The sequence below is a fragment of the Streptomyces sp. PKA51 genome (assembly GCF_057552455.1).
Map to the genome: position 1 here is coordinate 229,832 of NZ_BAAJPZ010000009.1, position 23,536 is coordinate 253,367.

Sequence of the window (23,536 nt, forward strand, 5' to 3'; positions counted from 1 at the left end):
GCGCGGCCCCAGAATGCCCCGATTAGGCATACTTATTGGATACAACTGAGTGCTATGGCAGTGAACGGGAGCGGAATCCCCGGAGCACAGGTCAGCGTGATCGTCATCGGCTACGACGACGCCGCGCACATCGCCGATGCCGTGCGCTCCGCCCTCGGCCAGGGCCCGGCGGTCGCCGAGGTCATCGCGGTGGACGACGCCTCCACCGACCGGACCGGCCCGCTCCTGGACCGCCTGGCCGCAGGCGAACCGCGTCTGAGGGTGATTCACCGCCCGGTCAACAGCGGTGGCTGCGGCACCCCGCGCAACGACGGCGTCCGCGCGGCCACCGCGCCGTACGTGATGTTCCTCGACAGCGACGACGTGCTCCCGCAGGGAGCCGTGCCGGCCCTGCTGGCAGCGGCCCTCGCCCACGAGGTGCCGGTCGCGGCGGGATTGTGCGTGCGCCGGGAGCTCCCCCGCGGCCGCGACACCCCCTGGCAGCCGCAGCTGTACCGGCGGGCCGTCGTCCACGACCGGCCCGAGGACCACCCGGCCCTGGTGCGGGACACCTTGTGCGTCAACAAGCTCTACGCACGTGCCTTCCTCGCCCGGCACGGCATCGTCTTCCCCGACGGCCGCTTCCCCTACGAGGACTTCGTCTTCGGCGCACGGCTGCTGGCCGCGGGCCCCCGGCTGGCCCTGGTGCCCGACACGGTCTACGTCTGGCACGTGCGGCGGAACGCCGCCCGCGCCTCCCTCTCCCTGGACCGCCGGCGCGTGGAGAACTGGCAGGCGCGCCTGCGGGCCCACCGGCAGGGCGTGGCGGTGCTCGCGGAGGCGGGCAGGACACCGCTCGCGCACGCCGCCCGGGTGAAGTTCCTCGACCACGACCTGCGCATGTACGTCCGGGAGCTGCCCGGGCACGGCCCGGCGTACCGCCGCGCCTGGTGGCGGGTGACCCGCGACTGGCTGGCCGGCTGCGAGGAGACCGACCTGCGGGCCGCCCGCGCGCCCGCCCGCTGGATCGCCCGCGTGGTCCTCGCCTCCCCCGCCCCGCGCGACCTCGACCGCCTCGCCCAGCTCGCGGCCCGGCCCGCCCGGCTGCTGCCGCCCTACGCCGAGGCGGCGGGCGAGCCGGTGTGGGCGGCCGACCTGCCGCAGGCCGTCCTGGACGGGCTCACCGGACCGGGCGCCAAGCCGGCCCGCCGGCTGCCGGTCACGGTGGATGCCACGCTGCTGCCCGGCCCCCAACTGCGCGCCGGGCTGCGGCTGCGCGTCCACGAGATCTACGGCCGGCTGGCCGCCGCGGCCCCGCACACCCTGCACGTCGAACTGCGGCTGCGGGACGGCGCGGCCGTCGTCGAGCACGCCGTCCCCCTCACGCGGGACGGCGCCGGCTGGCGGGCCGCCCTCGACCTGGACCTCGGGCAACTGGCCGCCCGCGGCCGCCGCGACGGCGCGGGGCGGGGGCCACAGGCGTGGGACGTGCGGGTGCGCATCCACTGCACCCACGGCGGAGTGCTGCGCACCGCCGCCCGGGCCGTCGCCGTCCGCACGCGCCCGAGCGTCCGCTTCGGGCTGCGCGGCGGCGTGCTGCTGGCCCAGCCCTGCACGACCGGCGCCGGCTCGCTCGCCCTGCGGCTGGCGCCCGGGGTGCGCTGCGGAGCGGGGATCGTCCTGCGCCGGATGCGCACGGTTCTCGTGCGCCGGCTGCCCGCGCGGCGGCCTGCGGTTGTAGGGCCGCGCCCGGCCGTGCGGCTCGTGCCGGTCAGGCTTTCCTTGGCCAGACTGCTGCCGACCGTGCTGCGCACGCCCCGATCCCGGCGCGACGACGCCTAGTGCCTTGCTGTCCTGCGTTTCCGTGTCCTGCTGCGCTTGCATGTCCTGCGTTTGCATGTCCTGCGTCCCCCCGTGGTGATTGCCTCACCGGTCGATTTCTTCGAACAGCGCTTCCCAGCGGTCCAGCACCGCCGGCAGGGCCAGGGGCGCGACGTGGGCGCGGGCCGCCCTGCCGTACCGCTCCCGCAGCGCGCCGTCCGCCATCAGCTCCCCCAGCGCGGCGGCGAACGCCTCGGTGTCGCCGTGCGGCACGAGGGTGCCCGTCCGCCCGTCGACGACCAGCTCCCGCACCCCGCCCGACAGGTCGAAGCTCACGCACGGCACCCCGGCCGCCGACGCCTCGGCCAGGGCCATCGGCCGGCCCTCCCGTTCGCTGGTCAGGGCGAGCACGGACAGCTCCCGGTAGGCGGCGGCCATGTCCCGCACGCTGCCGCGGAAGCGGACCCGATCGGCGATGCCCAGGCGGGCGGCCAGGGCGCGCAGCCGTGGCTCCAGCGGGCCGTCGCCGAACAGGTGCAGCTCCCAGCCGGGCCGTACGGCGCTCGCCGTGGCGAAGGCGTCGAGCAGCCGGTCCAGCCGTTTGACCTCCTCCAGCCGGCCGACCGCGCCGACGCGGCGGGTGTCGGGTGCGGGCGGCCCGGGCGGGGGCTCGAACGGCAGCGGGTTGGGCATCGCCGCGGCGTTGGGCAGTCGCCGGCGCCGGAACTCGGCGGCGTCGGCCTCGCTGAGGAAGAGGGCCTTCTCCAGCGCCGGGTAGTGCTGCAGGATCAGCTGCAGGTTGGCCGTGGCCCGCGCCTGCAGGAACGACTCGTGGTACTGCCCGATGACGGTGATGCGCGGGTCGCGGGGCACCGATTGCAGCCACACCACCGCCCACGGCGAGCCGGCGATCACGTGGGCGCGCACCCCGTGCGGCACCGCGGCCAGGCGCCGGGCCAGCAGCGCCCGGGCGCGGGCGCGCTCGGCCCGCTCGGCACGGGCCGCGCGCAGGTGCGCGGGGCCGAGCCGCTCGGCCAGGGAGGCGGCGCGCCGGGCCGGCGGGGCGGGGGCGCGGTAGAGCGTGGTGCGCCGGTAGGCGGGGGCGGCGACGAAGGGGTGCGGCTCGGGGCTGGGCCGGATGCCGACGAGCTCGACGGCGTGCCCGCGCCCGGCGAAGCCTTGGGCGAGGGTGTGCAGCACGCGTTGGGAGCCGCCGAGGGAGTCCACGTCGATGCCCACCAGGAACAGGTGCCGGGCCGCACCCCGTGCCACCCTCGTCCGCGGCTCTTTCATCGCTGTGCCTCTTCGAAGAACAGGTCGACCACGGCCTTGCTCGACCGGCCGGTCTCGTGGGGGTTGAATCGCGCCCGGAACTTCGCGTAGGCACCGGCCCACTGGTCGGCCACCGCCGGCAGGTCGCGCAGCGCGGCGGCCAGGTCGCCGGTGTCGGCGAGCACGGGCCCCGGCGCGATCTCGGCCAGGTCGTAGTAGGCCCCGCGGGTGGCGCTGCGGTAGTCCTCGTAGTCGTCGGCGTACAGCAGGATGGGGCATCCGAGGTTGGCGTAGTCGAACATCACCGACGAGTAGTCCGTGAGCAGGGCGTCCGAGGCGAGCAGCAGATCGTTGAGGTCGGTGAACTCCCGGCCGTCGCGCACGGCGTGCCCCAGCTCCCGGGGCACGGTGAAGTGCTCGTAGTAGTGGGGGCGGACGACCACCGTCCACTCCTCGCCGACCCCGTCACGGCCCGTCAGCAGCCGGGCGAGGTCGACGCGCACGGACGCGCCGGTGCCGCGGGCCCCGTCGCGGAAGGTGGGGGCGTACAGCAGCACCTTGCGGTCCTCGGGGATCTGCAGGCGTTCGCGGGCGGCCAGGGCGCGGTCGCGCTGCTCGGGTTCGTCCTTGCGGACGAGCACGTCGTTGCGGGGCAGCCCGGTGTGCAGCAGCCGGCCGGGGTAGGCGTTGGCGCGCACGAAGGTGCGCTCGAAGTCCTCGCTGGGGCAGACGAGGGCGTCCCACCGGGCGACGGCCTCGTGGTGCCGCCGTCGCTGCTCGGGGTTCGCCAGGCGCAGCTCGGGGATGTCGAAGCCCATGTGCTTGAAGGCCTGCCCGTGCCAGGTCTGCAGGTAGCGGGTCTGCGGCCGCTTGGCGAGGGGGGCGGGGAAGCCGTGCGAGTCCACCCAGTAGCGGGCCCGGGCGAGCAGGCGGACGTACTCCCAGCTGCCGCGCCGGACCAGCTCCGTGTCCGCCGGGAAGGAGGCGGTGCTCCCGGCGTGGGACCACACGCAGCGCAGCGGCAGCCCGCGGCGGCGCACTTCCTCGTGGAGGTAGCGGGGGCTGTCGGCGTAGCCCCGGCCCTCCAGGGCCTCGAAGACGACCAGTTCCTCGTCGATGGGCAGCCTCTGCAGCTCCCGGTGGACCAGGGCCTTGGCCTGGGGCCCGGTCACTTTGCGGTGCAGCCGCTCCGCCCCGGCGGCCAGGGGCCCGAGGCGCGCCGCCGCGGCCTCGGCGCCGCCGAGGAGGCCGGTGCGCTCCCACTGCAGCTCCAGCCGTCCGGCGCCGTGCCCCTCGCACCGGATGTGCACCCGGTGCCCGGCGGTGCGCACCGACCGCGGCGACAGGTCGTGGGGGGCGAGCAGGGGGTCGGTGCGGCCGAGTCCGAGGCGTTCGAGGACGACGACGGGGTGCCGGCGCCCGTGGAACCCCTTGGGGCCGAGCGGGACGCGGCGCAGGTCGACATCGATGTCGGCGGTGTGCTCCCGGGCGCCGGGCCGGGCCGGCGCGTAGGAGAAGGGCACGGTGAGCGCGTCCCCGGCGGCGGCCACGCGCAGTCCGGCCGTGACGGGGACGGCGCCGCCGAGCAGCCGGGCGGGGTCGTAGGTGTGCAGGCCGATCCGCAGCCGGGTTCCGGTCAGACGCAGGCCGGTGATCTCGTGGCGCAGGGGGCCGGTGGCGAAGGGTTGCTCGTCCAGGTGCCAGGAGCCGATGTCCAGGGCGCGGGCGACCTGTTCGTCGCCGGGCGGGGTCCGGCCCCAGAAGGTGCGCCCGGCGGCGTCCCGTACGACGTGCCGCGGGGCGATGCGCGGGCGGTCGAGGGTGCGGGCGCACTCGGTGGCTTCCGCGAGCCGTCCGGTCTGCAGCAGGTACTGGCAGATCTGTTGTTCGCGCGGCATGGCGGCGACGGCTTCGGGGGCGATGCCGGCGAGGTAGGGCGTGACCGTGGCGGCGAACTCCTTCGTCCATTCCGGGGCGCGGAAGGGCAGGTCGCCGAGGTACAGCCGCAGGTCGTGCCGGAGGAACTTGGTGTCCTTGGCGACTTTGAGGCCGCCGTTGCCGGATTCCGCGAGGAAGTCGTCGATGAGCCGGGCCACCGCGATGCGGTCGGCGACGTTGCCGATCTTGTGCCGGCTCGACGAGATGGACGGCCCGGTGGCCGGGTCGGTGGCCAGTCGCCAGGTGTAGACGGGCCAGGGGACGACGGCGAAGGAGCGGGCGAGTACGAAGGCCCGGGCGGAGAAGAGCTGGTCCTCGTAGTGGAGGTCTTCGGGGAAGCGCAGGCCGTGGGCGGCGAGGAAGCCGGCGCGGTAGAGCTTGTTGGTGGACAGGTGGTCCAGGAAGTAGGCGGGCGCGGAGGCCAGGCCGGTCACCAGGCGTTCCTCGGCGAAGAGTTCGGGGTACCACAAAGCGGTGGTGCCGCTCTCCTCGAACAGGCGCGTGACCTCTCCCGTGACGAAGTCGGCTCCGGTCCGTTCGGCGGTCAGCAGCAGGGATTTGCAGGCGTGGTAGGGGAGTTCGTCGTCGCTGTCGAGGAACATCACATAGGGGGCGCGGGCCGCTTCGATGCCCGCGTTGCGCGGGGCTCCGCATCCGCCGCTGTTGACCAGCAGCCGCAGCACTCTGACCCGTGGGTCGGTGGCGGCCAGCTGCCGGGCCACGTGCGCGGTGGCGTCCGTGGAGCAGTCGTCGACCACGATCAGTTCAAGGTTGTGCAGGGACTGCGCCAGGACCGAGCGGGCGGCGCGCGGCAGGCGCCCGGCGTCGTTGTAGACGATGAGGACGACGCTGACGTCAGGGGCGGCGGACATGGCTCACCTCACTCCGGGGTCGCTCTGGGCTGACCTTCCCTACACAGAGAGTAGTCGTCATTACGGAGAGTGACAAGCCCTCTTCCCGGTCCCTTCGCGCCCGACCACCCCGACGGCCCCGGCCGCCACGACCGCCCCGCCCGTCGCCTCGCCGTCAGCGCGAGCACCACCGCCAGCCCCCCGTACATCACCGCGTCCCGGAAGGCGTGCCGCTGCGCGGTGTCGAGGCCGGGCCACGGCACTCCCCCCACCTGCGGCACCAGCGGCATCCAGAACCACACCGAGCGGGCCGCCGCACCCCGTTCCACCACCGAGGCGGCCAGCGACGGCACGACGACCAGCGCGTAGTTGAGAAAGGCGGGCCGCGAGACCACGAAAGCCGCCAGCATCAGCAGCGAGGCGCACTCCACCAGCCGCAACGCCTCCTCGCCCCCCGCGCGCCAGCGCAGCCGGGCGAAGGACAGCACCGCCGCCCCGGCCGCCACGGCCAGCACAAGGGCCAGGGTGTGCGGCACCCCGAGCCGGGGCAGCACGCTCGGCCAGGCCGAGTCGTAGGGGCGGGCGTAGGAGTCCTGCCCGTGCAGCAGGAAGGGCAGGGTGCGGGTGAAGAACAGCCCGGGCCGGGGCATGGCCCAGGCCGCCGCCAGGGAGAGCGCGGCCGGCAGGCCGACGGCCCAAGCCAGCGCCCGCCACCGCCGGGCGAGGACGAACAGCAGCAGCACCGGCACCAGCATGGGTTTCAGCGCCACCGCGGCCCCGACCACCATGCCCGCCCCCGACCAGCGGCCGCGCCGCGCGAGCAGCAGGGCGGCCGGGAGGGCCACCACCGATGCCGCCGTCCAGTTGCCCAGGAAGACCAGGCTCTGGAAGGGGACGAACAATGCCGTGCCCACCAGCGCCGCCGCCGCCAGCCGGCTGTCCGCGCGCACGTCGAAGATCCGCAGGGCCAGCACCACCCCCAGCGCCACCAGGGCGCCGGTCACCGGCGGGACGGCGTAGAACAGCACCCGGCGCGAGAGCGGTGTCTGCGGCAGCGCGGCGAAAACCGCGCCCGGCAGATAGAGAAACCGTTTGTCCGCGTACGGGGAGCCGCCCTCCAGCAGGGTGTGCGCGGCCCGCACCACGACGGCGTTGTCGATGCCGGTGCGGTCCTTGGCGTACGCCCGTACCGAACTGAGCGTGTACAGCAGCACCGCCGCCGTCAGGGCGGGCCACGAGGCGCGCTCGCGCAGCCGGTGCACGACGAGCTCCTCCCACCCGCACGTCGCGTCGTGCGGGGGCTCGTGTTGCGCCGTGCTCGCGCTCACCGGGCCACGACCTCCATCAGGGACAGACCGCCGGAGCCCTGTGCCACCGGCCTGAGGGCGGGGTCGGCGGGGGGCGGCCCCGTCCCGTCGTTCTTCTGCAGCACCCAGCGCACGCCGTACTCCTTGAGGATGCCGAGCCGTTCGGCCCGGGAGGTCGTGGGGGCGAAGTAGCGCCGGACGGCCCGGTGGCGCCGCTCCTCGTCGGGAAGGAAGAGGTCGGGGTAGGCGGGGGCGACGGTGTACCGGCCGTAGGCCGGCAGCGACCGCAGCGCGTAGTAGTCGGCGGTCAGCACCGTGGCGCCCCGGGGCACCCGGCGGGCCGCCCAGCCGAAGCCCGGCCACAGCGCGATGACGCGCGCGTGCCGCAGGCCCGGGGGGATCGCCTGCCGGTGCAGGACGTACGTCAGGGCGCCCGCCTGGCCCCAGGCCCCTGCCGCCAGCGCGACCGCCGTCACCACGGGCACCACCCGCCGCAGCCGCGCCCCCGGCGCCGTCCCGGACTCCTCCAGTGCCCCTGCCGCCTCGGCGGCCAGGGCGATCTGCGGGGGGATCAGAATGGCCGGCAGCACCCGCCCCCACGCGTAGTGCCCGCTGAGCCCGCCCACCGCGAACACCGCGCTCGCCAGGACGAACAGGAGCACCAGGGGATCCCGGCGATCGCGGTGCCAGCGCATCCCCAGGGCCACCGCTCCCACCGCCAGCAGTCCGAACCGCACGGGCAGGTGCGCGTACAGATGCCGGTGGACGGCGTCCAGCCGGCCGCCGTCGAGCAGCGCGAGGAACGAGTAGTACGGCCAGCACAGCGGCAGGACCAGCGCCGCTGCCCCGCCCGCCGCGAGACGCCGCCACACCGTGCGGTCCGGCCACGGCCGGGCCCCCAGCAGCAGCGCCACCGTGCCCAGCAGCGCGACCGCCCCGGTGAACTGATGCACCAGCAGCACCAGACCCAGCAGAACTCCCAGACACAGGAACCGCCTCAGCCCCCAGCCGTCCCGCACCGCGCGGCGCAGCAGCGCCCACAGGTGCAGCGTGAGCCCCAGGGCCAAGGTGCTGGGGTAGGCGAGCGTCAGGCTCAGCGAGGTCAGCCCCGGCATCCCGCTCCAGGCGAACGGCACGGTGCCGTAGAGCAGCAGGAAGCACAGCAGCGCCAGCGGCACGGCCGTACGGGCGCGGGTGAACGTACGGACGAAGGCGGCGAGGCCCGTGCCCAGTGCCGCCAGCCCGGCCAGGCCCGCCAGCCGCAGCACGCCGAACGTCCCCCACCCCGTCGCGCCGGCGACCAGGGCCAGGGCGACGGTCCACGGCGAGTAGTAGGGACTGTCGGTGTCGGCGTCGACCAGGGGGTTGCCCGGGTGGATCAGGTCGGTGCGCAGCCGTTCGAGGACGGCCGCGTGCATGCCGAGGTCGCCGGACCACGGCAGCCGCACCACCATGAGCAGCAGCAGGACGGCGAGCAGGACGACCGCGGCCACGGCCGTCCGGTGCGGCAGGCGGGCCCCCCGGCCGTGTCCGTGCGCGGGCACCAGGGCCGCCCTCAGCGGGCGCGCCTGCCGCCGGGCGCGCCGTGCCCGAGCGCTCTGGAGCGCAGCCGCCAGGGCATCGCCACCGACTCCAGCTGGACGGCGAGATCCATCTTCGAGACCCCGGCCGTGCGGTCCTCGAAGTGGATCGGCACCTCCATGACGGTGAAGCCGGCCCGCAGCGCGCGGTATTTGGTCTCGACCTGGAAGCTGTAGCCGGCGCTGTCGACGGTGTCGAGCCGGACGGCGCGCAGCGCGGGCGCGCTCCAGAGGTTGAAGCCGCTGGTGATGTCGCGCACGCGGGTGCCCAGGATGCCGCTGGCGTAGGCGTTGGCCCAGCGGGAGAGCAGCTTGCGGTGGGGCTTCCAGGCGTCGGAGAGGGTGCCGCCGGGCACGTAGCGGCTGCCGACGACGACGTCCGCGCCGGTGGCCAGGGCGACGCCGAGCATTTCGGCGATCTTGTCGGTGGGGTGGCTGCCGTCGGCGTCCATCTGCAGGACGTAGGCCGCGCCCTCCTCGACCGCCCGGGTCATGCCGGCCGCATAGGCGCGGCCGAGGCCGTCCTTGGCGGTGCGGTGCAGTACGCCCATGCGGGTGCGCCCGGGCTCGTTGTACTTGTCGGCCAGCTGGTCGGCGATGGTGCCGGTGCCGTCGGGGCTGTTGTCGTCGACCACCAGCAGCCGCAGGCCCTCCAGGGGCAGGGCCATGAGGGCCTCGGCCATGGTGGGCAGGTTCTGCGCCTCGTTGTACGTGGGCATGACGACGGTCAGCGGCGTGCGGCCCCACTCGGCGGGGAGCGGTGCGGCGGCGGAGGTACGGGGAGCGCTCATGGCAAGTTCCTCGGTCGATGGCACGGGGTGCGAGGGGCCGGCTCAGACGGCGGAGAAGCGGATGGCCGCGTCGGGGATGGCGGTGCCGCACCAGATGCGTGCGCCGTCGCGCAGTTCGTTGTCGGCGCCGATCTGGGAGTGGTCGCCGATGAGGGCCCCGTCGAGCACGGTCCTGGGGCCGACCCGGGCGCCGGTGCCCACCATCGAGGCGTGCACCCGCGCGTCGGCCTCGATGCGGGCGCCGTCCAGGACGACGGAGCCGGCGATCTCGGCGCCCGCGGCGACGTGCGCCCCGGCGCCGACGACCGTACCGCCGGACAGGCGGGCTCCGGCGTCGACGTGCGCGCCGGGCAGGACGAGGAACTCGCCGGGCTCGCCCGGCACGGCCGGCGAGTGGACGATGCCGCGCACCAGGTCGGCCGAGGCCTGCACGAAGGAGGCGGGGCGGCCGAGGTCGAGCCAGTACGAGGAGTCGACCACGCCGTGCAGCACCGCCCGCTCGGCCAGGAGCTGCGGGAAGGTCTCCCGCTCGACGGAGACGGGGCGGTCGGCGGGGATGCCGTCGATGACCTCGCGCCGGAAGACGTAGCCGCCGGCGTTGATCTGGTCGGTGACGATCTCCTCGGGGCGGCTGGGCTTCTCGGTGAAGGCGAGGACACGGCCGTCGGCGTCGGTGGGCACGAGGCCGAACGCCCGCGGGTCGGCGACGCGGGTCAGGTGCAGGGTGATGTGGGCCTGGGCCCGTTCGTGGCGCTCCAGCAGGGCCCTGATGTCGAGGCCGGTGAGGATGTCGCCGTTGAAGACGAGGACGGGGTCGCCGGGTCCCGCGGTGAGCGCCCGGGCGGCGTGCCGGATGGCGCCTCCGGTGCCCAGCGGTTCCTCCTCATGGACGTATGTCAGCCGCAGGCCGTGCGCGGATCCGTCGCCGAAGTAGGGCTCGAAGACCTCGGCGAGGTAGGAGGTGGCGAGGACGACGTGTTCGACGCCGGCGGCCCGGGCGCGGGCCAGCTGGTGGGCGAGGAAGGGCACCCCGGCGGCCGGGACCATGGGTTTCGGCGTGTTGATGGTCAGCGGCCGCAGCCGCGTGCCCTTTCCTCCGACGAGCAGTACCGCCTCTGTCATGCCAGATCCTCGCCCATTGTGGTCGCACCGTCGCACTGCGTCAGTTTTTGCGGCAATTTACACTACAATCGGTTGTCTACGTGAGATGTCCGCTACGCGTGGCGACCGCATCTGGAGATGCCCTTGCGACCGGAGATGCCCTTGCGACCGACGCAATCGAGGGGGAAGCGCACGGCCGGCGGGGCCGGCCTGCTGGCGCTGGGCAGGGAGTTCGCGAAGTTCGGCACGGTGGGCGGGTTGGGGATCTTCGTCAACCTGGGCGTCTTCAACCTCTGCCGGGGCGCCACCGGCCTGCCCGTGGTGCGCTGCAGCGTGATCGCGACCATGGTCGCGATCACCTTCAACTATCTGGGGCTGCGGTACTTCGCCTACCGCGACCGCCGGGACCGGCGGCACCGCAGCAGGGAGGTCGCGCTCTTCGCGGCCTTCAGCATCGTCGGACTGGTGATCGAGAACGGCGTCCTGTACGTGGCGACCTACGGCTTCGGCTGGCGCGGACCGCTGTTGGGGAACCTCTTCAAGTTCCTGGGCATCGCCACGGCCACCCTCTTCCGCTTCTGGTCCTACCGCGCCTGGGTCTTCCGGGCGCTGCCCGGCCACCTCGCGCCCTCGCGTCACGGCGAGCCGTCGAACAGCACGAGCAACCCGGCCGCGTACCAACCCGAGACCACCGCACCTCCACCGTAGAGACACACCCGCACCCCCAGCGGAACACGGGCGAGCGGCCGGGCCGCCAACAGCAGCAGAACCGGCAGGAACGGCAGCATGAAACGCGGCTTGGAGAAGGGGGAACCGGGCGTGCCCACCATCAGCACCCAGGCCCCGGCGACCACCACGACCAGCGGCCAGGGCACCCGCCGGTCCAGCGCGAGGGCCAGCACCCCGACGGCCGTCAGCAGCACCACGGCCAGCACCGCCGCACGGCGTACGTCGTCCGCCAGGTGGAGGTCCCGGTAGAGCAGGATGTGGCGCAGCACCGCGGCCGTGCCCACGCCGAAGTCGAACGACTGCCCCCAGGCCCGCTCCGCCTCGAACCAGCCGTCCCACCGGCCCACCCGGCTGCCCAGGAACAGCCAGCTGACCAGCAGCCCCAGCGGGGCGAGCGCCAGGGCGACCCAGGGGCCCCGGCCGTCGCGGCGGCGCACCGCGGCCCACCCGGCGGCCAGCATCACGCCCGCGACCAGGACGCTCGCCGTGGGGCGCACGGTGCCCGCCAGGGCGCACAGGGCCCCCGCGGCCACCCAGCTGCCGCGCACCAGGAACACCAGCGACCACACCAGCAGCGCACTGAAGAGGGCCTCGGAGTACGGCACCCACAGCGCGAAGGCGTACGGGCAGCAGGCCCACAGCGCCACGCACGCGTACCCGGCGCCGGCGCTGCCGCCCACCGCGCGCACCAGCCGGTGCACGCCGACGGCCGCGACGGCGGCGGCGCCCCACGACAGCAGCACCCCGGCGTACATGTAGGGCAGGCCGGTGGCCAGGTGCAGGGCACGGATGAGGGCTGGGACGAGGGGGAAGAAGGCGAGCCGGTTGTAGTCGGGGGTGCCGTCCGGGCGGTACGGCAGGGAGCGCGGGTAGCCGCGCTCGGCGACGTGCAGGTAGTTGCCGCTGTCCCAGCGGTACAGCAGCCAGCGCACGTCGTGCCCGAGACGGTGGTTGATCACCAGCAGGACGGTGAAGCCGAGGACGGCGACGGACAGCAGGAGGGCCGCCGCGAGGACCGCCTCCCGGTGGGCCGGCCGGGGCGGCGCGAGCCGCGAAACGACTGTCATCCGTCTCTCTTTGCCGTGCGAACCGTGCCGTGCGAAAGGGGCGGCCCCGGGGGTTTTCCCCGGGGCCGCCCCTTTCATGCGGGCACGACGGCGCGGATCAGCCGTGCGAGCGCAGCAGCGTCCGCATCGTCCGCATCGCCACCGACAGGTTGGCGAGGTCGAAGGCGTCCGAGCCGCGGATCTCGTCGAGCGTGGTGCGCGCCCGGCCGAGGATCGCCGCGTTGTTCTCCTCCCACTCGCGGAAGCGCTGCTCCGGGGTGGAGGCACCGTTGCCGACGGAGAGGACCTCGGCGGTGAGCGCCGCGTGGGCCGCGTAGAGGTCCTCGCGGATGGAGGCGCGGGCCATGGACTGCCAGCGGTCGGTGCGCGGCAGCTCGATGATCCGGTCCATCAGCTGGGTGATGTGCAGACGGTCGGCCAGGTCGTAGTAGACCTCGGCGACGTCGAGGGGCTCCTTGCCGACGCGCTCGGCGGTGGCGACGATGTCCAGCGCCGGGAAGACCGAGGAGAACCCGGCGACCTTCACGGCCAGCTCGTCCGGCACCTCGGCGGCCACCAGCTCGTCGTGGATCGACTGCCACCACTCGATGTCCGCGCCGCGCAGCAGCTTGGGCAGCTCGGCCCAGACCGCGTCCACGCCGTCGCGGAAGAAGTCGATGGTCTCGGCCAGCTGCAGCGGCTGCGGGCGGTTGTTGAGCAGCCAGCGGGTGCCGCGCTCGACCAGCCGGCGCGAGTGCAGCCGGATGCGGGTCTGGACGTCGGCGGCGACCATGTTGTCCAGCGACTCGACGGCGTCCCAGACGGCGTTCAGGCCGAAGATCTCGCGGGCCGCGGTCTGCGCCCGGACGATCTCCTCCAGCGAGGCGCCGGTCTCCTCCCGCAGGCGGTGCAGGAAGGTCGAGCCACCGGAGTTGACGGTGTCGTTCACCAGGACGGTGGTGACGATCTCACGGCTCAGGGCGTGGCTGTCGATCTGCTCGCCGAAGTTCTCGCGCAGAGCCGTGGGGAAGTACGCGTACAGCAGGCGCTGCAGGTACGCGTCGTCGGGCAGCTCGGTGGCGAGCAGCTCCTCCGCCGCCGTGATCTTGATGTAGGCGAGGAGGACGGCCAGCTCCGGCTGGGTGAGCCCGCGGCCGGCCGACAGCCGCTCGCGGATCTGCCGGTCGCTGGGCAGGAACTCCAGCGCGCGGTCGAGGTGGCCCTCGCGGGTCAGGCGGCGCATGATCCGCTGGTGGGCGTGGAGCAGGCTGGGGGCCTGGGCCACGGCGTTGGCCAGGGCCACGTTCTGCGCGTAGTTGTTGCGCAGCACCAGCTCGCCGACCTCGTCGGTCATCTCCGCCAGCAGCTTGTTGCGCTGCTTGACGGTCATGTCGCCCTCGGTGACCAGGCCGTTGAGCAGGATCTTGATGTTCACCTCGTGGTCGGAGGTGTCCACGCCGGCGCTGTTGTCGATGGCGTCGGTGTTGACCCGGCCGCCGTTGCTCGCGAACTCGATGCGGCCGAGCTGGGTCAGGCCCAGGTTGCCGCCCTCGCCGACGACCTTGACCCGCAGGTCCTTGCCGTCGACGCGGATGGCGTCGTTGGCCTTGTCGCCGACGTCCGCGTGCGACTCGGTGGACGCCTTGACGTACGTGCCGATGCCGCCGTTCCACAGCAGGTCCACGGGGGAGCTGAGGATGGCCTTCATCAGCTCCGCGGGGGTCATCTTGGTGATGCCCGGCGCGATGCCGAGGGCCTCGCGCACGTGCGCGTTGACCGGGATCGACTTGGCCGACCGGGGGTGGATGCCACCGCCCGCGGAGAGCAGCGAGGTGTCGTAGTCGGCCCAGGAGGAGCGCGGCAGCTCGAACAGCCGGCGGCGCTCGGCGTAGGAGACGGCCGCGTCCGGGTTGGGGTCGAGGAAGATGTGGCGGTGGTCGAAGGCGGCCACCAGGCGGATGTGCTCGGAGAGCAGCATGCCGTTGCCGAAGACGTCGCCGGACATGTCGCCGACGCCGACGACGGTGAAGTCCTGCGTCTGGGTGTTGTGGCCCAGCTCGCGGAAGTGGCGCTTGACCGACTCCCAGGCGCCGCGGGCGGTGATGCCCATGCCCTTGTGGTCGTAGCCGGCCGAGCCGCCGGAGGCGAAGGCGTCGCCCAGCCAGAAGCCGTAGGACTGGGCGACCTCGTTGGCGATGTCGGAGAAGGTGGCGGTGCCCTTGTCGGCCGCGACGACGAGGTAGGTGTCGTCCTCGTCGTGGCGCACGACGTCCTTGGGCGGCACGACCTCGCCGGCGACCATGTTGTCGGTGATGTCGAGCAGACCGGAGATGAAGGTCTTGTACGAGGCGATGCCCTCGGCCAGCCACGCGTCGCGGTCCACCGCCGGGTCCGGCAGCCGCTTGCCGACGAAGCCGCCCTTGGCGCCCACCGGCACGATGACGGTGTTCTTGACCATCTGCGCCTTGACCAGGCCGAGGATCTCGGTGCGGAAGTCCTCGCGCCGGTCGGACCAACGCAGACCGCCGCGGGCGACCTTGCCGAAGCGCAGGTGCACGCCCTCCACGCGCGGGGAGTAGACCCAGATCTCGAAGGCCGGGCGGGGCGCGGGCAGGTCGGGGATGGCCTGCGGGTCCAGCTTGATCGACAGGTACGGGCGGGGCCTGCCCTGCTCGTCGCGCTGGAAGTGGTTGGTGCGCAGGGTGGCCTTGATGACCGTCAGGAAGGACCGCAGGATGCGGTCCTCGTCCAGGCTCGCGACCTGGTCCAGGGCGCCGTCCAGCTCCTCCAGCAGGCCGTCGATCAGCTCGTTGCCGGCGCGCTGCAGCGCGGGCGACATCCGGGCCTCGAACAGGTTGACCAGCAGGCGGGTGGTGTGGACGTTGTTGCTGAGGGTGTCCTCCATGTAGGCCTGGCTGAAGGTGGAGCCGGCCTGCCGCAAGTACTTGGCGTAGGCCCGCAGCACCATGGCCTGGCGCCAGTCGAGGCCGGCCTTGAGCACCAGCATGTTGAAGTTGTCGTTCTCGGCCTCGCCCGTCCACACGGCCGCGAAGGCCTCCTGGAAGCGGGTGCGGGCGTCGTCGCCCTCGACGCGCTCGGGCACGCGCAGACCGAAGTCGTAGATCCAGGCGGTCGTGCGGTCCGCGCAGCGCAGCTCGTACGGACGCTCGTCGACGACCTCGACGCCGAGCCGCTGCAGCACCGGCAGGACGGCCGACAGCGAGACCGGCTCGCCCTGGCGGTAGATCTTGAAGCGGCGCTCGCCGGGGGCGGCGCCGACCGGCTCGTACAGGCTCAGCTCGAAGTTGTGCTCGCTCGCCGCGAGCCGCTCCAGGTGACCGAGGTCGGAGACGGCGCTGCGGGGGCTGTGGTCGGCCTTGTAGCCCTCGGAGAACGCCTGGCCGTAGCGGCGCAGCAGCTCGGCGGCGCGCTCCTCGCCCACCTCGGCGGTGAGCGTCTCGGCGAAGCCGTCGGCCCAGGAGCGGGCGGCCTCCACCAGGCGGGCCTCGATGCGCTCGACGTCGGCGTCGCTGAGATCGGGCAGGACCGAGCCGGGCTCGACGCGGACGACGAAGTGCAGACGGGAGAGGACCGACTCGGTGTTCCAGGCGGTGAAGTCGACGCTGTCGCCGCCGAGCTCCTCCTTGAGGATGTCGATCAGGCGCAGCCGCACCCCGGTGGTGTAGCGGTCGCGCGGCAGGTAGACCAGCGCGGAGAAGTAGCGGCCGTACTCGTCACGGCGCAGGTACAGCCGCAGACGGCGGCGCTCCTGCAGGTAGAGCACGCTGGTGGCGATGGCGCGCAGCTCGTCGGCCGGGATCTGGAAGAGCTCGTCGCGCGGGTAGGTCTCCAGGATCTGCAGCAGGTCGCGCCCGTCGTGGCTGTCGGGGCTGAAGCCGGCGTCGTCCAGGACCTGGGCGACCTTGCGGCGGATGACCGGCACGCGGCGCACGGACTCGGTGTACGCGGCGGAGGAGAACAGGCCCAGGAAGCGGCGCTCGCCGGTCACGTTGCCGTCGGCGTCGAACTTCTTGACCCCGACGTAGTCGAGGTAGGAGGGGCGGTGCACCGTGGCGCGGCTGTTGGCCTTGGTCAGGACCAGCAGCTTGTGCTCGCGGGCCTTGGCGCGGGCGTCGGCGGGCAGCCGGCTGAAGGACGCGGAGGACGGGCGCGACAGCGGCGCGTGGTGGCCCTCGTGGTGGCCGCCGGCGGTGTGCGTGGGGTCGGAGCGCAGGATGCCCAGGCCGGTGCCGGGCACGGCGGTCAGGACGTCCTCCTCCCCGTCGTCCGTGCGCACGCTGGTGAGGTCGTACTCGCGGTAGCCGAGGAAGGTGAAGTGGTCCGCGGAGAGCCAGCGCAGCAGCTCGCGGGCCTCGTCGAGCTCGGTGGCCGAGACGTCGGCGGTGGGCTCGTCGGCCAGGCCGTCGGCGATGCGCAGGGCCGCGTCGCGCATCTTCGACCAGTCCTCGACGGCCTCGCGCACGTCGGAGAGCACCCGGCGCAGGTCGTCGGCGATCTGCTTGAGGTCCTCGCGGTCGGTCTCGCGGTCGATCTCGACGTGGATCCAGGACTCGACGAGCGCGTCGTGCGCCAGCTCGGCGTCGCGGCCGGTGCCGTGCGCGTCGCAGGCGGAGCCGAGGACCTCCAGCAGCCGGCCAGTGACGTCACGGCGGACGACGACCTGCGGGTGGATCACCACATGGATGCCGCGGTTCTGGCGGGAGAGCTCGTTGGTGACGGAGTCGACCAGGAAGGGCATGTCGTCGGTGACGACCTCGACGACGGAGTGGCTGGAGGTCCAGCCGTTCTCCTCCACGGTCGGGGTGTGGACGCGGACGTTGGCCGTGCCCTGGGGGCGCTCCTCGGCCAGTCGGTAGTGCGACAGCGCCGCGCCGTAGACGTCGACCGGGTCGCGGCCGGTGAGGTCTTCCGGAGCGGTGTGCAGGTAGTAACGCTGGAGGTAGGCGGTCAGGGCGCCCCGGTCGAGGCCGCCGCCGTCACCCTGGGGACCGGCCGCCTGCGCGCCCTGCGCCGGGCCCCCTTCGGCGACGCGTACTGCCCGCTCGAGCAGCTCGGCTTTTGCTTCGTCCAGCTTGGTCTGCATGTCCTCTGGCTCCTGTCGCGCGCCGTTGCGAGACATAGGTGGTGATGGCATCACGTCGCGACTCGGGATGTCCTGTCGTATCCGACGGTATGCCGGGATGAGGGGTGACCGGAGCGTTCCGCGAAAACTCGGCGGGCGTGCCGGGGCACACCTGGAACGACCGGTTCCGACGATCGGCGGCGACCCGGGCGCGGTGGCGGCCCGGGGGCAGGTCAGAGGCGCCGTCGCCCCTGCCGGATATCGCGCTGATCACCTGGTAAGGCTATCGCTCTTTCCCTGGCTGACGTCACGAGCTGCTTTCGTACAAATCCCGCCACCGAACTTTGACGCTGTGGACAGCGCGCCTCAGCCCACGAGCCGTTCCGCCTCGGCGACGGCCTGCTCCAGGCTGTCGACCACCGGCACCCCGGCGGCCGCCAGGCTCTCGCGGCTGTGCGAACCACCCGTGTAGAGCACGGCGCGCGCACCCACGCGGGCCGCGGCCACCGCGTCGTCGACGGCGTCGCCGATGACCACCGTGCGCCGGGCCCCCACACCGTCCAGTCCGGCAAGGTGGCGCTCCATGTGCTCCGCCTTGCTGCCGCCGGAGGGACCGGTGCGGCCCTCCACCCGGACGAAGCGGCGCTCGATGCCGAAGCCGCGCACCAGCGGCACCAGGTCGTCGTGCTGGTACATCGACATGATCGACTGGGTGCGGCCGGCCGCCTGCCACGCGGCCAGCAGGGCTTCGGCGCCGTCGGTCAGGCCGCAGCGTATGTGGTGGTCGCGGTAGTGGCGGTGGAAGACACCGTCCATGTGGTCCCACTCGGCCTGGGAGGGCAGCCGCCCCATCAGCCGCTCGTAGAAGCGGGGGATGGGCACGCAGTACAGCTCGCGGTAGCGCTCCAGGGTGATCGGTGCCAGGCCGACCTCGGCGAACGCCGCGTTGCTGGCCGATATGACCGCGTCGATGTCGTGGAAGAGCGTCCCGTTCCAGTCCCACACGATGTGCGGAGCCGCTTCGGCCGCCCGTTGCCCTGTGCTGTGCATCCCCATGCCCCCAGACCGTACCCGGGGGGTGCGACAACGCGCCCGTCGGGCTCAGACCAGGTTGGGGATCTCCTGCACGCCGAACCACATCAGGTCGTGGTCCTCGGCGCCGTCGACCGTGAACTGCGCGTCCTCGTCGCCCTTGTCGGCCGCCTCCAGGGCGGCGGCCGCGGCGGCCACGTCCTGCTCGGCGTCGGACGAGTCGACGTGCACGGAGGCCGCCTTGCGCAGCGGGATCGTCTCCGCCAGCCGCACCTCGCCCGGGGCCGGCTGCTCCGGGCCCCGGTCGGCGACGGCCGTCACGACCGCGTCGGCCACGTCGACCGCGACGACGACGCGGCGGCGGGGTGCCGCGGGGTCGGCGGCCAGCTGCCGCAGCGAGGCCAGGCACGCGCGGCCCAGCGCGGCGTACTCCAGCTCCTCCATGTCCTCCGAGACGTACCACTCGCGCAGGGCGGGGGTGACGGCGTAGGCGGTGAGCGGGGCCGGGCCCAGGTGACCCACCTCGTGCGCCTTCGCGAGGGAGGGGAGGGTCAGGGGGACGTAGACGCGCATGACCGCCGCTTTCGTGATTCCGGAGGACTTACGGATAGTGCTGCCAGCATACGGGCGGGAGTCCCCCTTCGAGCTGCCGGTGGGCCTGTGGGCGAAGGCGCCGCCTCGCGGGCCGGGCGGCCCGCGACCCGTCCGCGGGGCCGCCGCTCGCCCGGATAGGTGAACCCCCACCGGGCGCGGCCGGGCGCGGGCACCACCTTGCCCACCCGGGAAAAACCGCCGGTAGAAGATCCGTCGACCGACGCTACCGCCCGGTATCCCATGCCGGGCCCGGCCATCACGGGGGAGATTCGCGTGCACCGGAGTCAGCCGAACCAGCCGGCGGCAGGCCGGCCACCGCGCCCGCAGATCCGCCGCACGGACTCCCGGCGCCCCGGCGCGGGTCTTGCCGCCCGGTACCGGCAGCCGGCCGCGCGGCACCCGCGCCACTGGTTCGCCGAGCGGCTGCTGCTCACCCTCAGCGGGCAGCGGCCGGTGCACTGGATGCTCGGCCACGCCCTGCCCCGGGCGTACGACCAGCTGGTGGAGCTGGCCCCCGCCGCACCCTTGCGGCCCGTCCCGCCGGACCGGGCGGCTCCCTACGTCCGCCACTGCGACGAGTTCCAGCCGCGGCCGGGCGTCATCGAGGCGTTCGCCCGCATCGCCACGGGCGACCGGCTGCAGGCGCTGGCCTTCCGGCTGGAGCGGTGCCCCGACGAGCGCTGGCGGTGCGCCGCGGTGGAGCTGGGCGGCGTGCGTGCCGGATAACGCCGGCGGGGCGGGACACCTCCTGGTGTCCCGCCCCGCCGGGGAGCCTGCCGCTACTTCTTGCGGCGGCGGCCGCCGCCGCTGCGCTGGGCCTTGCGGCGCTCGGCGCGCGTGAGGCCGTCCGCCTCGGAGCGGTACTCCAGCATCTCCTCGTCGCGCTCGTCGAGGCCGCCCTCGCCGTCGACCGTGGGAGCGGAGAAGTGCAGCCGGTCGGGCCGCTGCGGGGCGTCCAGGCCCTTGGCGCGGATCTCCGGGCGGGCGGCCGGCACGGTGTCCTGGACCTTCTGCAGGGACGGTCCGGCGGCCTCCTCGACGGGGACCTCCTCCAGCTGCTGGTCGACCTGGACCTCCAGGTTGAACAGGTAGCCGACCGACTCCTCCTTGATCCCGTCCATCATGGCGGTGAACATGTCGAAGCCCTCGCGCTGGTACTCCACCAGCGGGTCCTTCTGGGCCATGGCCCGCAGGCCGATGCCCTCCTGGAGGTAGTCCATCTCGTAGAGGTGCTCGCGCCACTTGCGGTCCAGGACGGACAGCACGACGCGGCGCTCGAGCTCACGCATGATCTCGGAGCCGAGCTGCTCCTCGCGGGCGGCGTACTGCTCGCGGATGTCGTCCTTGATGGACTCGGCGATGAACTCGGCGGTGATCCCGGCGCGGTCGCCGGCCGCCTCCTCCAGCTCCTCGATGGTCACCCGGCAGGGGTAGAGCTGCTTGAAGGCGCCCCACAGGCGCTCCAGGTCCCACTCCTCGGCGAAGCCCTCGACGGTCTCGGCCTGGACGTAGGCGTCGATCGTGTCGTCCATGAAGTGCTGGACCTGCTCGTGCAGGTCCTCGCCCTCCAGGACGCGGCGGCGCTCGCCGTAGATGACCTCGCGCTGGCGGTTGAGCACCTCGTCGTACTTCAGGACGTTCTTGCGGGTCTCGAAGTTCTGCTGCTCGACCTGGGACTGGGCGGAGGCGATGGCACGGGTGACCATCTTGTTCTCGATCGGCACGTCGTCGGGGACGTTGGCCATGGCCATCACGCGCTCGACCATCTGGGCCTTGAACAGGCGCATCAGGTCGTCGCCCAGCGACAGGTAGAAGCGGGACTCGCCCGGGTCGCCCTGACGGCCGGAACGGCCGCGCAGCTGGTTGTCGATGCGGCGGGACTCGTGGCGCTCGGTGCCCAGGACGTACAGGCCGCCGAGCTCCTTGACCTCTTCGTTCTCGGCCTTGACCGCGGCCTCGGCCTTCTCCAGGGCGGCGGGCAGCGCGGCGGCCCACTCCTCGATGTGCTCCTCGGGGTCGAGGCCGCGCTGGCGCAGCTCCGCCTCGGCGAGGTCCTCGGGGTTGCCGCCGAGCTTGATGTCCGTACCGCGGCCGGCCATGTTGGTGGCGACGGTGACGGCGCCCTTGCGGCCGGCCTGGGCGACGATCTGGGCCTCGCGCTCGTGGTGCTTGGCGTTGAGCACCTCGTGCGGGATGCCGCGCTTGGCGAGCTGCTGGGAGAGGTACTCGGACTTCTCCACGGAGGTGGTGCCGACCAGGATCGGCTGGCCCAGGGCGTGCTTCTCGGCGATGTCCTCGACGACCGCGTCGAACTTGGCGACCTCGGTGCGGTAGATCAGGTCGGACTGGTCCTTGCGGACCATCGGGCGGTTCGTCGGGATGGGCACGACGCCGAGCTTGTAGATCTGGTGGAACTCGGCGGCCTCGGTCATGGCCGTACCGGTCATGCCGGAGAGCTTGTTGTAGAGGCGGAAGAAGTTCTGCAGGGTGATCGTGGCGAGGGTCTGGTTCTCGTCCTTGATGTCCACCCCTTCCTTCGCCTCGATCGCCTGGTGCATGCCCTCGTTGTAGCGGCGGCCGGCGAGGATGCGGCCGGTGTGCTCGTCGACGATCATGACCTCGCCGTCGATGACGACGTAGTCCTTGTCGCGCTTGAAGAGCTCCTTGGCCTTGATGGCGTTGTTGAGGTAGCCGACGAGGGGGGTGTTGACCGACTCGTAGAGGTTGTCGATGCCCAGCCAGTCCTCGACCTTGGCCACGCCGGCCTCGTGGATGGCGACGGTGCGCTTCTTCTCGTCGACGTCGTAGTCGCCGGTCTCCTCGACGCCCTTCTGCGGGTTGGCCGGCTCGCCCTTGGTCAGGCGGGTGGCCAGCTTGGCGAAGTCGCCGTACCACTTGGTGGCCTGGTCCGCCGGGCCGGAGATGATCAGCGGCGTACGGGCCTCGTCGACGAGGATGGAGTCGACCTCGTCGACGATGGCGAAGTTGTGCCCGCGCTGGACCAGCTCGTCCTTCGACCACGCCATGTTGTCGCGCAGGTAGTCGAAGCCGAACTCGTTGTTCGTGCCGTAGGTGATGTCGCAGTTGTACTGTTCGCGACGCTCGGCCGGGGTCATGTTGGCGAGGATGCAGCCCACCGTCAGGCCCAGGAAGCGGTGCACCCGGCCCATCAACTCCGAGTCGCGCTCGGCGAGGTAGTCGTTGACCGTGATCAGGTGGACGCCGTCGCCGGACAGGGCGTTCAGGTACGCCGGGAGGGTGCCGACGAGGGTCTTGCCCTCACCGGTCTTCATCTCCGCCACGTAGCCCAGGTGCAGGGCGGCCCCGCCCATGAGCTGCACGTCGTAGTGCCGCTGGCCGAGGACGCGCTTGGCCGCCTCACGGACGGTGGCGAAGGCCTCGGGCAGCAGGTCGTCCAGGCTCTCGCCGTCGGCGTAGCGCTGCTTGTACTCCTCGGTGAGGGCACGCAGCTCGGCGTCGGAGAGGTTCAGGAAGTCCTCTTCGATGGAATTGACCTGGTCCGCGATGCGGTGCAGCTTGCGCAGGATCTTGCCTTCTCCTGCACGCATGATCTTGCCGAAGACGGACACGTAGGCTGGCTCCTTGCCGGTCGGGCCTGGGCACGGTGGGGTGCGCGGGCACGACGGGGCAGTCCCCGCCGCAACGGCCATCGTAAGCGAGGACCCCGCCGGGCCGGGAGGTCCGTCACCACCCAGGCCGGGTGTCACCCGCTGTGAGAACGAACGGCGGTCCCCCAAGGTGCCGGGCATCCGTTTTATTCGCGGCGGCCGGGCGCGGCGCGCTCCTAGACTCCGTTCATGGAGCCCATACGCCTGCGCACCGCTCGCCTGCTGCTGCGGCCCTTCACCCCCGCCGACGTGCCCGCGGTGCACGCCGCCTGCCAGGATCCGGAGATCCCGCGCTGGACCCGCGTGCCGTCCCCTTACACGGAGGAGGACGCGCGCACGTTCGTCGAGCGCATCGCCGTGGACGGCTGGCGCGAGGACACCGCGTACTCCTTCGGCGTCTTCACCCGAGGCGGCGGCCACCTGGTCGGGGCGATGGGCCTGGTCCGGCTGTCCCTGCCGAACGCCCCCGAGCGCGAGGCCGAGCTCGGCTACTGGACGGCGAAGGAGCAGCGCGGCCGCGGCTACACCGTGGAGGCCGCGCGCGAGGTGTGCCGCTGGGCCTTGGAGGACCTGGGCGTCGAACGGCTGGAATGGCTCGCCGAGGCCGGGAACGAGGGCTCGCGCGCCGTCGCGCTGAAGGCGGGTTTCCGGATGGAGGGGATGCTGCGCTCCCGACTGCCGTCGAGCGGGACCCGTCGGGACGCCTGGGTCGGCTCCCTGCTCCCCTCCGACCTGGGCCTTCCGAGCGCCACCCCCTATCTGCCCTTCCCCGGGGACGGCTGA

Annotated in this window: 15 protein-coding genes; 4 read left to right on the forward strand and 11 right to left on the reverse strand. The window is 73.0% G+C overall.

What is annotated here, in order from left to right:
- The first annotated feature begins 54 nt into the window (after nt 1–54).
- Nucleotides 55–1,821 (forward strand): glycosyltransferase, encoded by a 1,767-nt coding sequence (locus AC27L3_RS16725; RefSeq protein WP_487234797.1) that lies wholly within the window; start codon nt 55–57, stop codon nt 1,819–1,821.
- Nucleotides 1,822–1,905: 84 nt separating this feature from the next.
- Here AC27L3_RS16725 and AC27L3_RS16730 read toward each other — a convergent pair whose 3' ends face one another.
- Genes AC27L3_RS16730 through manB form a run of 6 tightly spaced genes read right to left on the reverse strand, consistent with a single transcriptional unit; the run spans nt 1,906 to nt 10,661 of the window.
- Entirely contained in the window at nt 1,906–3,093 is a 1,188-nt protein-coding gene (locus tag AC27L3_RS16730; RefSeq protein WP_487234798.1) for a glycosyltransferase, read from the reverse strand.
- Nucleotides 3,090–5,882 (reverse strand): bifunctional glycosyltransferase/CDP-glycerol:glycerophosphate glycerophosphotransferase, encoded by a 2,793-nt coding sequence (locus tag AC27L3_RS16735; RefSeq protein ID WP_487234799.1) that lies wholly within the window; start codon nt 5,880–5,882, stop codon nt 3,090–3,092. The genes AC27L3_RS16730 and AC27L3_RS16735 overlap by 4 nt, the downstream gene beginning before the upstream one ends.
- 8 nt (nt 5,883–5,890) lie before the next feature.
- Nucleotides 5,891–7,189 (reverse strand): glycosyltransferase family 87 protein, encoded by a 1,299-nt coding sequence (locus AC27L3_RS16740; protein WP_487234800.1) that lies wholly within the window; start codon nt 7,187–7,189, stop codon nt 5,891–5,893.
- Nucleotides 7,186–8,712 carry a hypothetical protein gene (locus AC27L3_RS16745; protein WP_487234801.1) on the reverse strand — a complete coding sequence of 509 codons (1,527 nt, stop codon included), beginning with the start codon at nt 8,710–8,712 and terminating at the stop codon, nt 7,186–7,188. The genes AC27L3_RS16740 and AC27L3_RS16745 overlap by 4 nt, the downstream gene beginning before the upstream one ends.
- Nucleotides 8,713–8,723: 11 nt before the next feature.
- Nucleotides 8,724–9,539, reverse strand: coding sequence for a polyprenol monophosphomannose synthase (locus AC27L3_RS16750; protein WP_365984392.1), 816 nt, complete (start codon nt 9,537–9,539; stop codon nt 8,724–8,726).
- Nucleotides 9,540–9,581: 42 nt separating this feature from the next.
- Complete coding sequence (gene manB, locus AC27L3_RS16755; protein ID WP_487234802.1) at nt 9,582–10,661, reverse strand: mannose-1-phosphate guanylyltransferase; 1,080 nt, start codon at nt 10,659–10,661, stop codon at nt 9,582–9,584.
- Between the two features lie 135 nt (nt 10,662–10,796).
- Between manB and AC27L3_RS16760 the strand changes: the two genes are divergently transcribed.
- Complete coding sequence (locus tag AC27L3_RS16760) at nt 10,797–11,348, forward strand: GtrA family protein (RefSeq protein ID WP_487234803.1); 552 nt, start codon at nt 10,797–10,799, stop codon at nt 11,346–11,348.
- Here AC27L3_RS16760 and AC27L3_RS16765 read toward each other — a convergent pair.
- The 4 genes from AC27L3_RS16765 to AC27L3_RS16780 form a co-directional block, all read right to left on the reverse strand.
- Nucleotides 11,276–12,436, reverse strand: a complete 1,161-nt coding sequence (locus AC27L3_RS16765) for a hypothetical protein (protein WP_487234804.1) — start codon at nt 12,434–12,436, stop codon at nt 11,276–11,278. The two genes, AC27L3_RS16760 and AC27L3_RS16765, sit on opposite strands and share 73 nt — an antisense overlap.
- A gap of 97 nt (nt 12,437–12,533) precedes the next feature.
- The gene (locus AC27L3_RS16770; protein WP_487234805.1) at nt 12,534–17,519 is read right to left on the reverse strand and encodes an NAD-glutamate dehydrogenase; all 4,986 of its coding nucleotides are present in this window, start codon (nt 17,517–17,519) and stop codon (nt 12,534–12,536) included.
- A 345-nt stretch (nt 17,520–17,864) separates the two neighbouring features.
- The gene (locus AC27L3_RS16775; protein ID WP_487234806.1) at nt 17,865–18,554 is read right to left on the reverse strand and encodes an HAD family hydrolase; all 690 of its coding nucleotides are present in this window, start codon (nt 18,552–18,554) and stop codon (nt 17,865–17,867) included.
- Between the two features lie 45 nt (nt 18,555–18,599).
- On the reverse strand, nt 18,600–19,103 hold the full coding sequence (locus AC27L3_RS16780) for a DUF6912 family protein (RefSeq protein WP_487234807.1): 504 nt from the start codon (nt 19,101–19,103) through the stop codon (nt 18,600–18,602).
- 261 nt (nt 19,104–19,364) lie between these two features.
- On the opposite strand from AC27L3_RS16780, the gene AC27L3_RS16785 reads away from it, so the two are divergent.
- A complete protein-coding gene (locus tag AC27L3_RS16785) occupies nt 19,365–19,850 on the forward strand; it encodes an Rv3235 family protein (RefSeq protein ID WP_487234808.1) in 486 nt (161 codons plus the stop codon).
- Nucleotides 19,851–19,903: 53 nt separating this feature from the next.
- Here AC27L3_RS16785 and secA read toward each other — a convergent pair whose 3' ends face one another.
- Complete coding sequence (secA, locus tag AC27L3_RS16790) at nt 19,904–22,714, reverse strand: preprotein translocase subunit SecA (protein ID WP_487234809.1); 2,811 nt, start codon at nt 22,712–22,714, stop codon at nt 19,904–19,906.
- Nucleotides 22,715–22,942: 228 nt separating this feature from the next.
- Between secA and AC27L3_RS16795 the strand changes: the two genes are divergently transcribed.
- Nucleotides 22,943–23,536 carry a GNAT family N-acetyltransferase gene (locus AC27L3_RS16795; RefSeq protein WP_487234810.1) on the forward strand — a complete coding sequence of 198 codons (594 nt, stop codon included), beginning with the start codon at nt 22,943–22,945 and terminating at the stop codon, nt 23,534–23,536.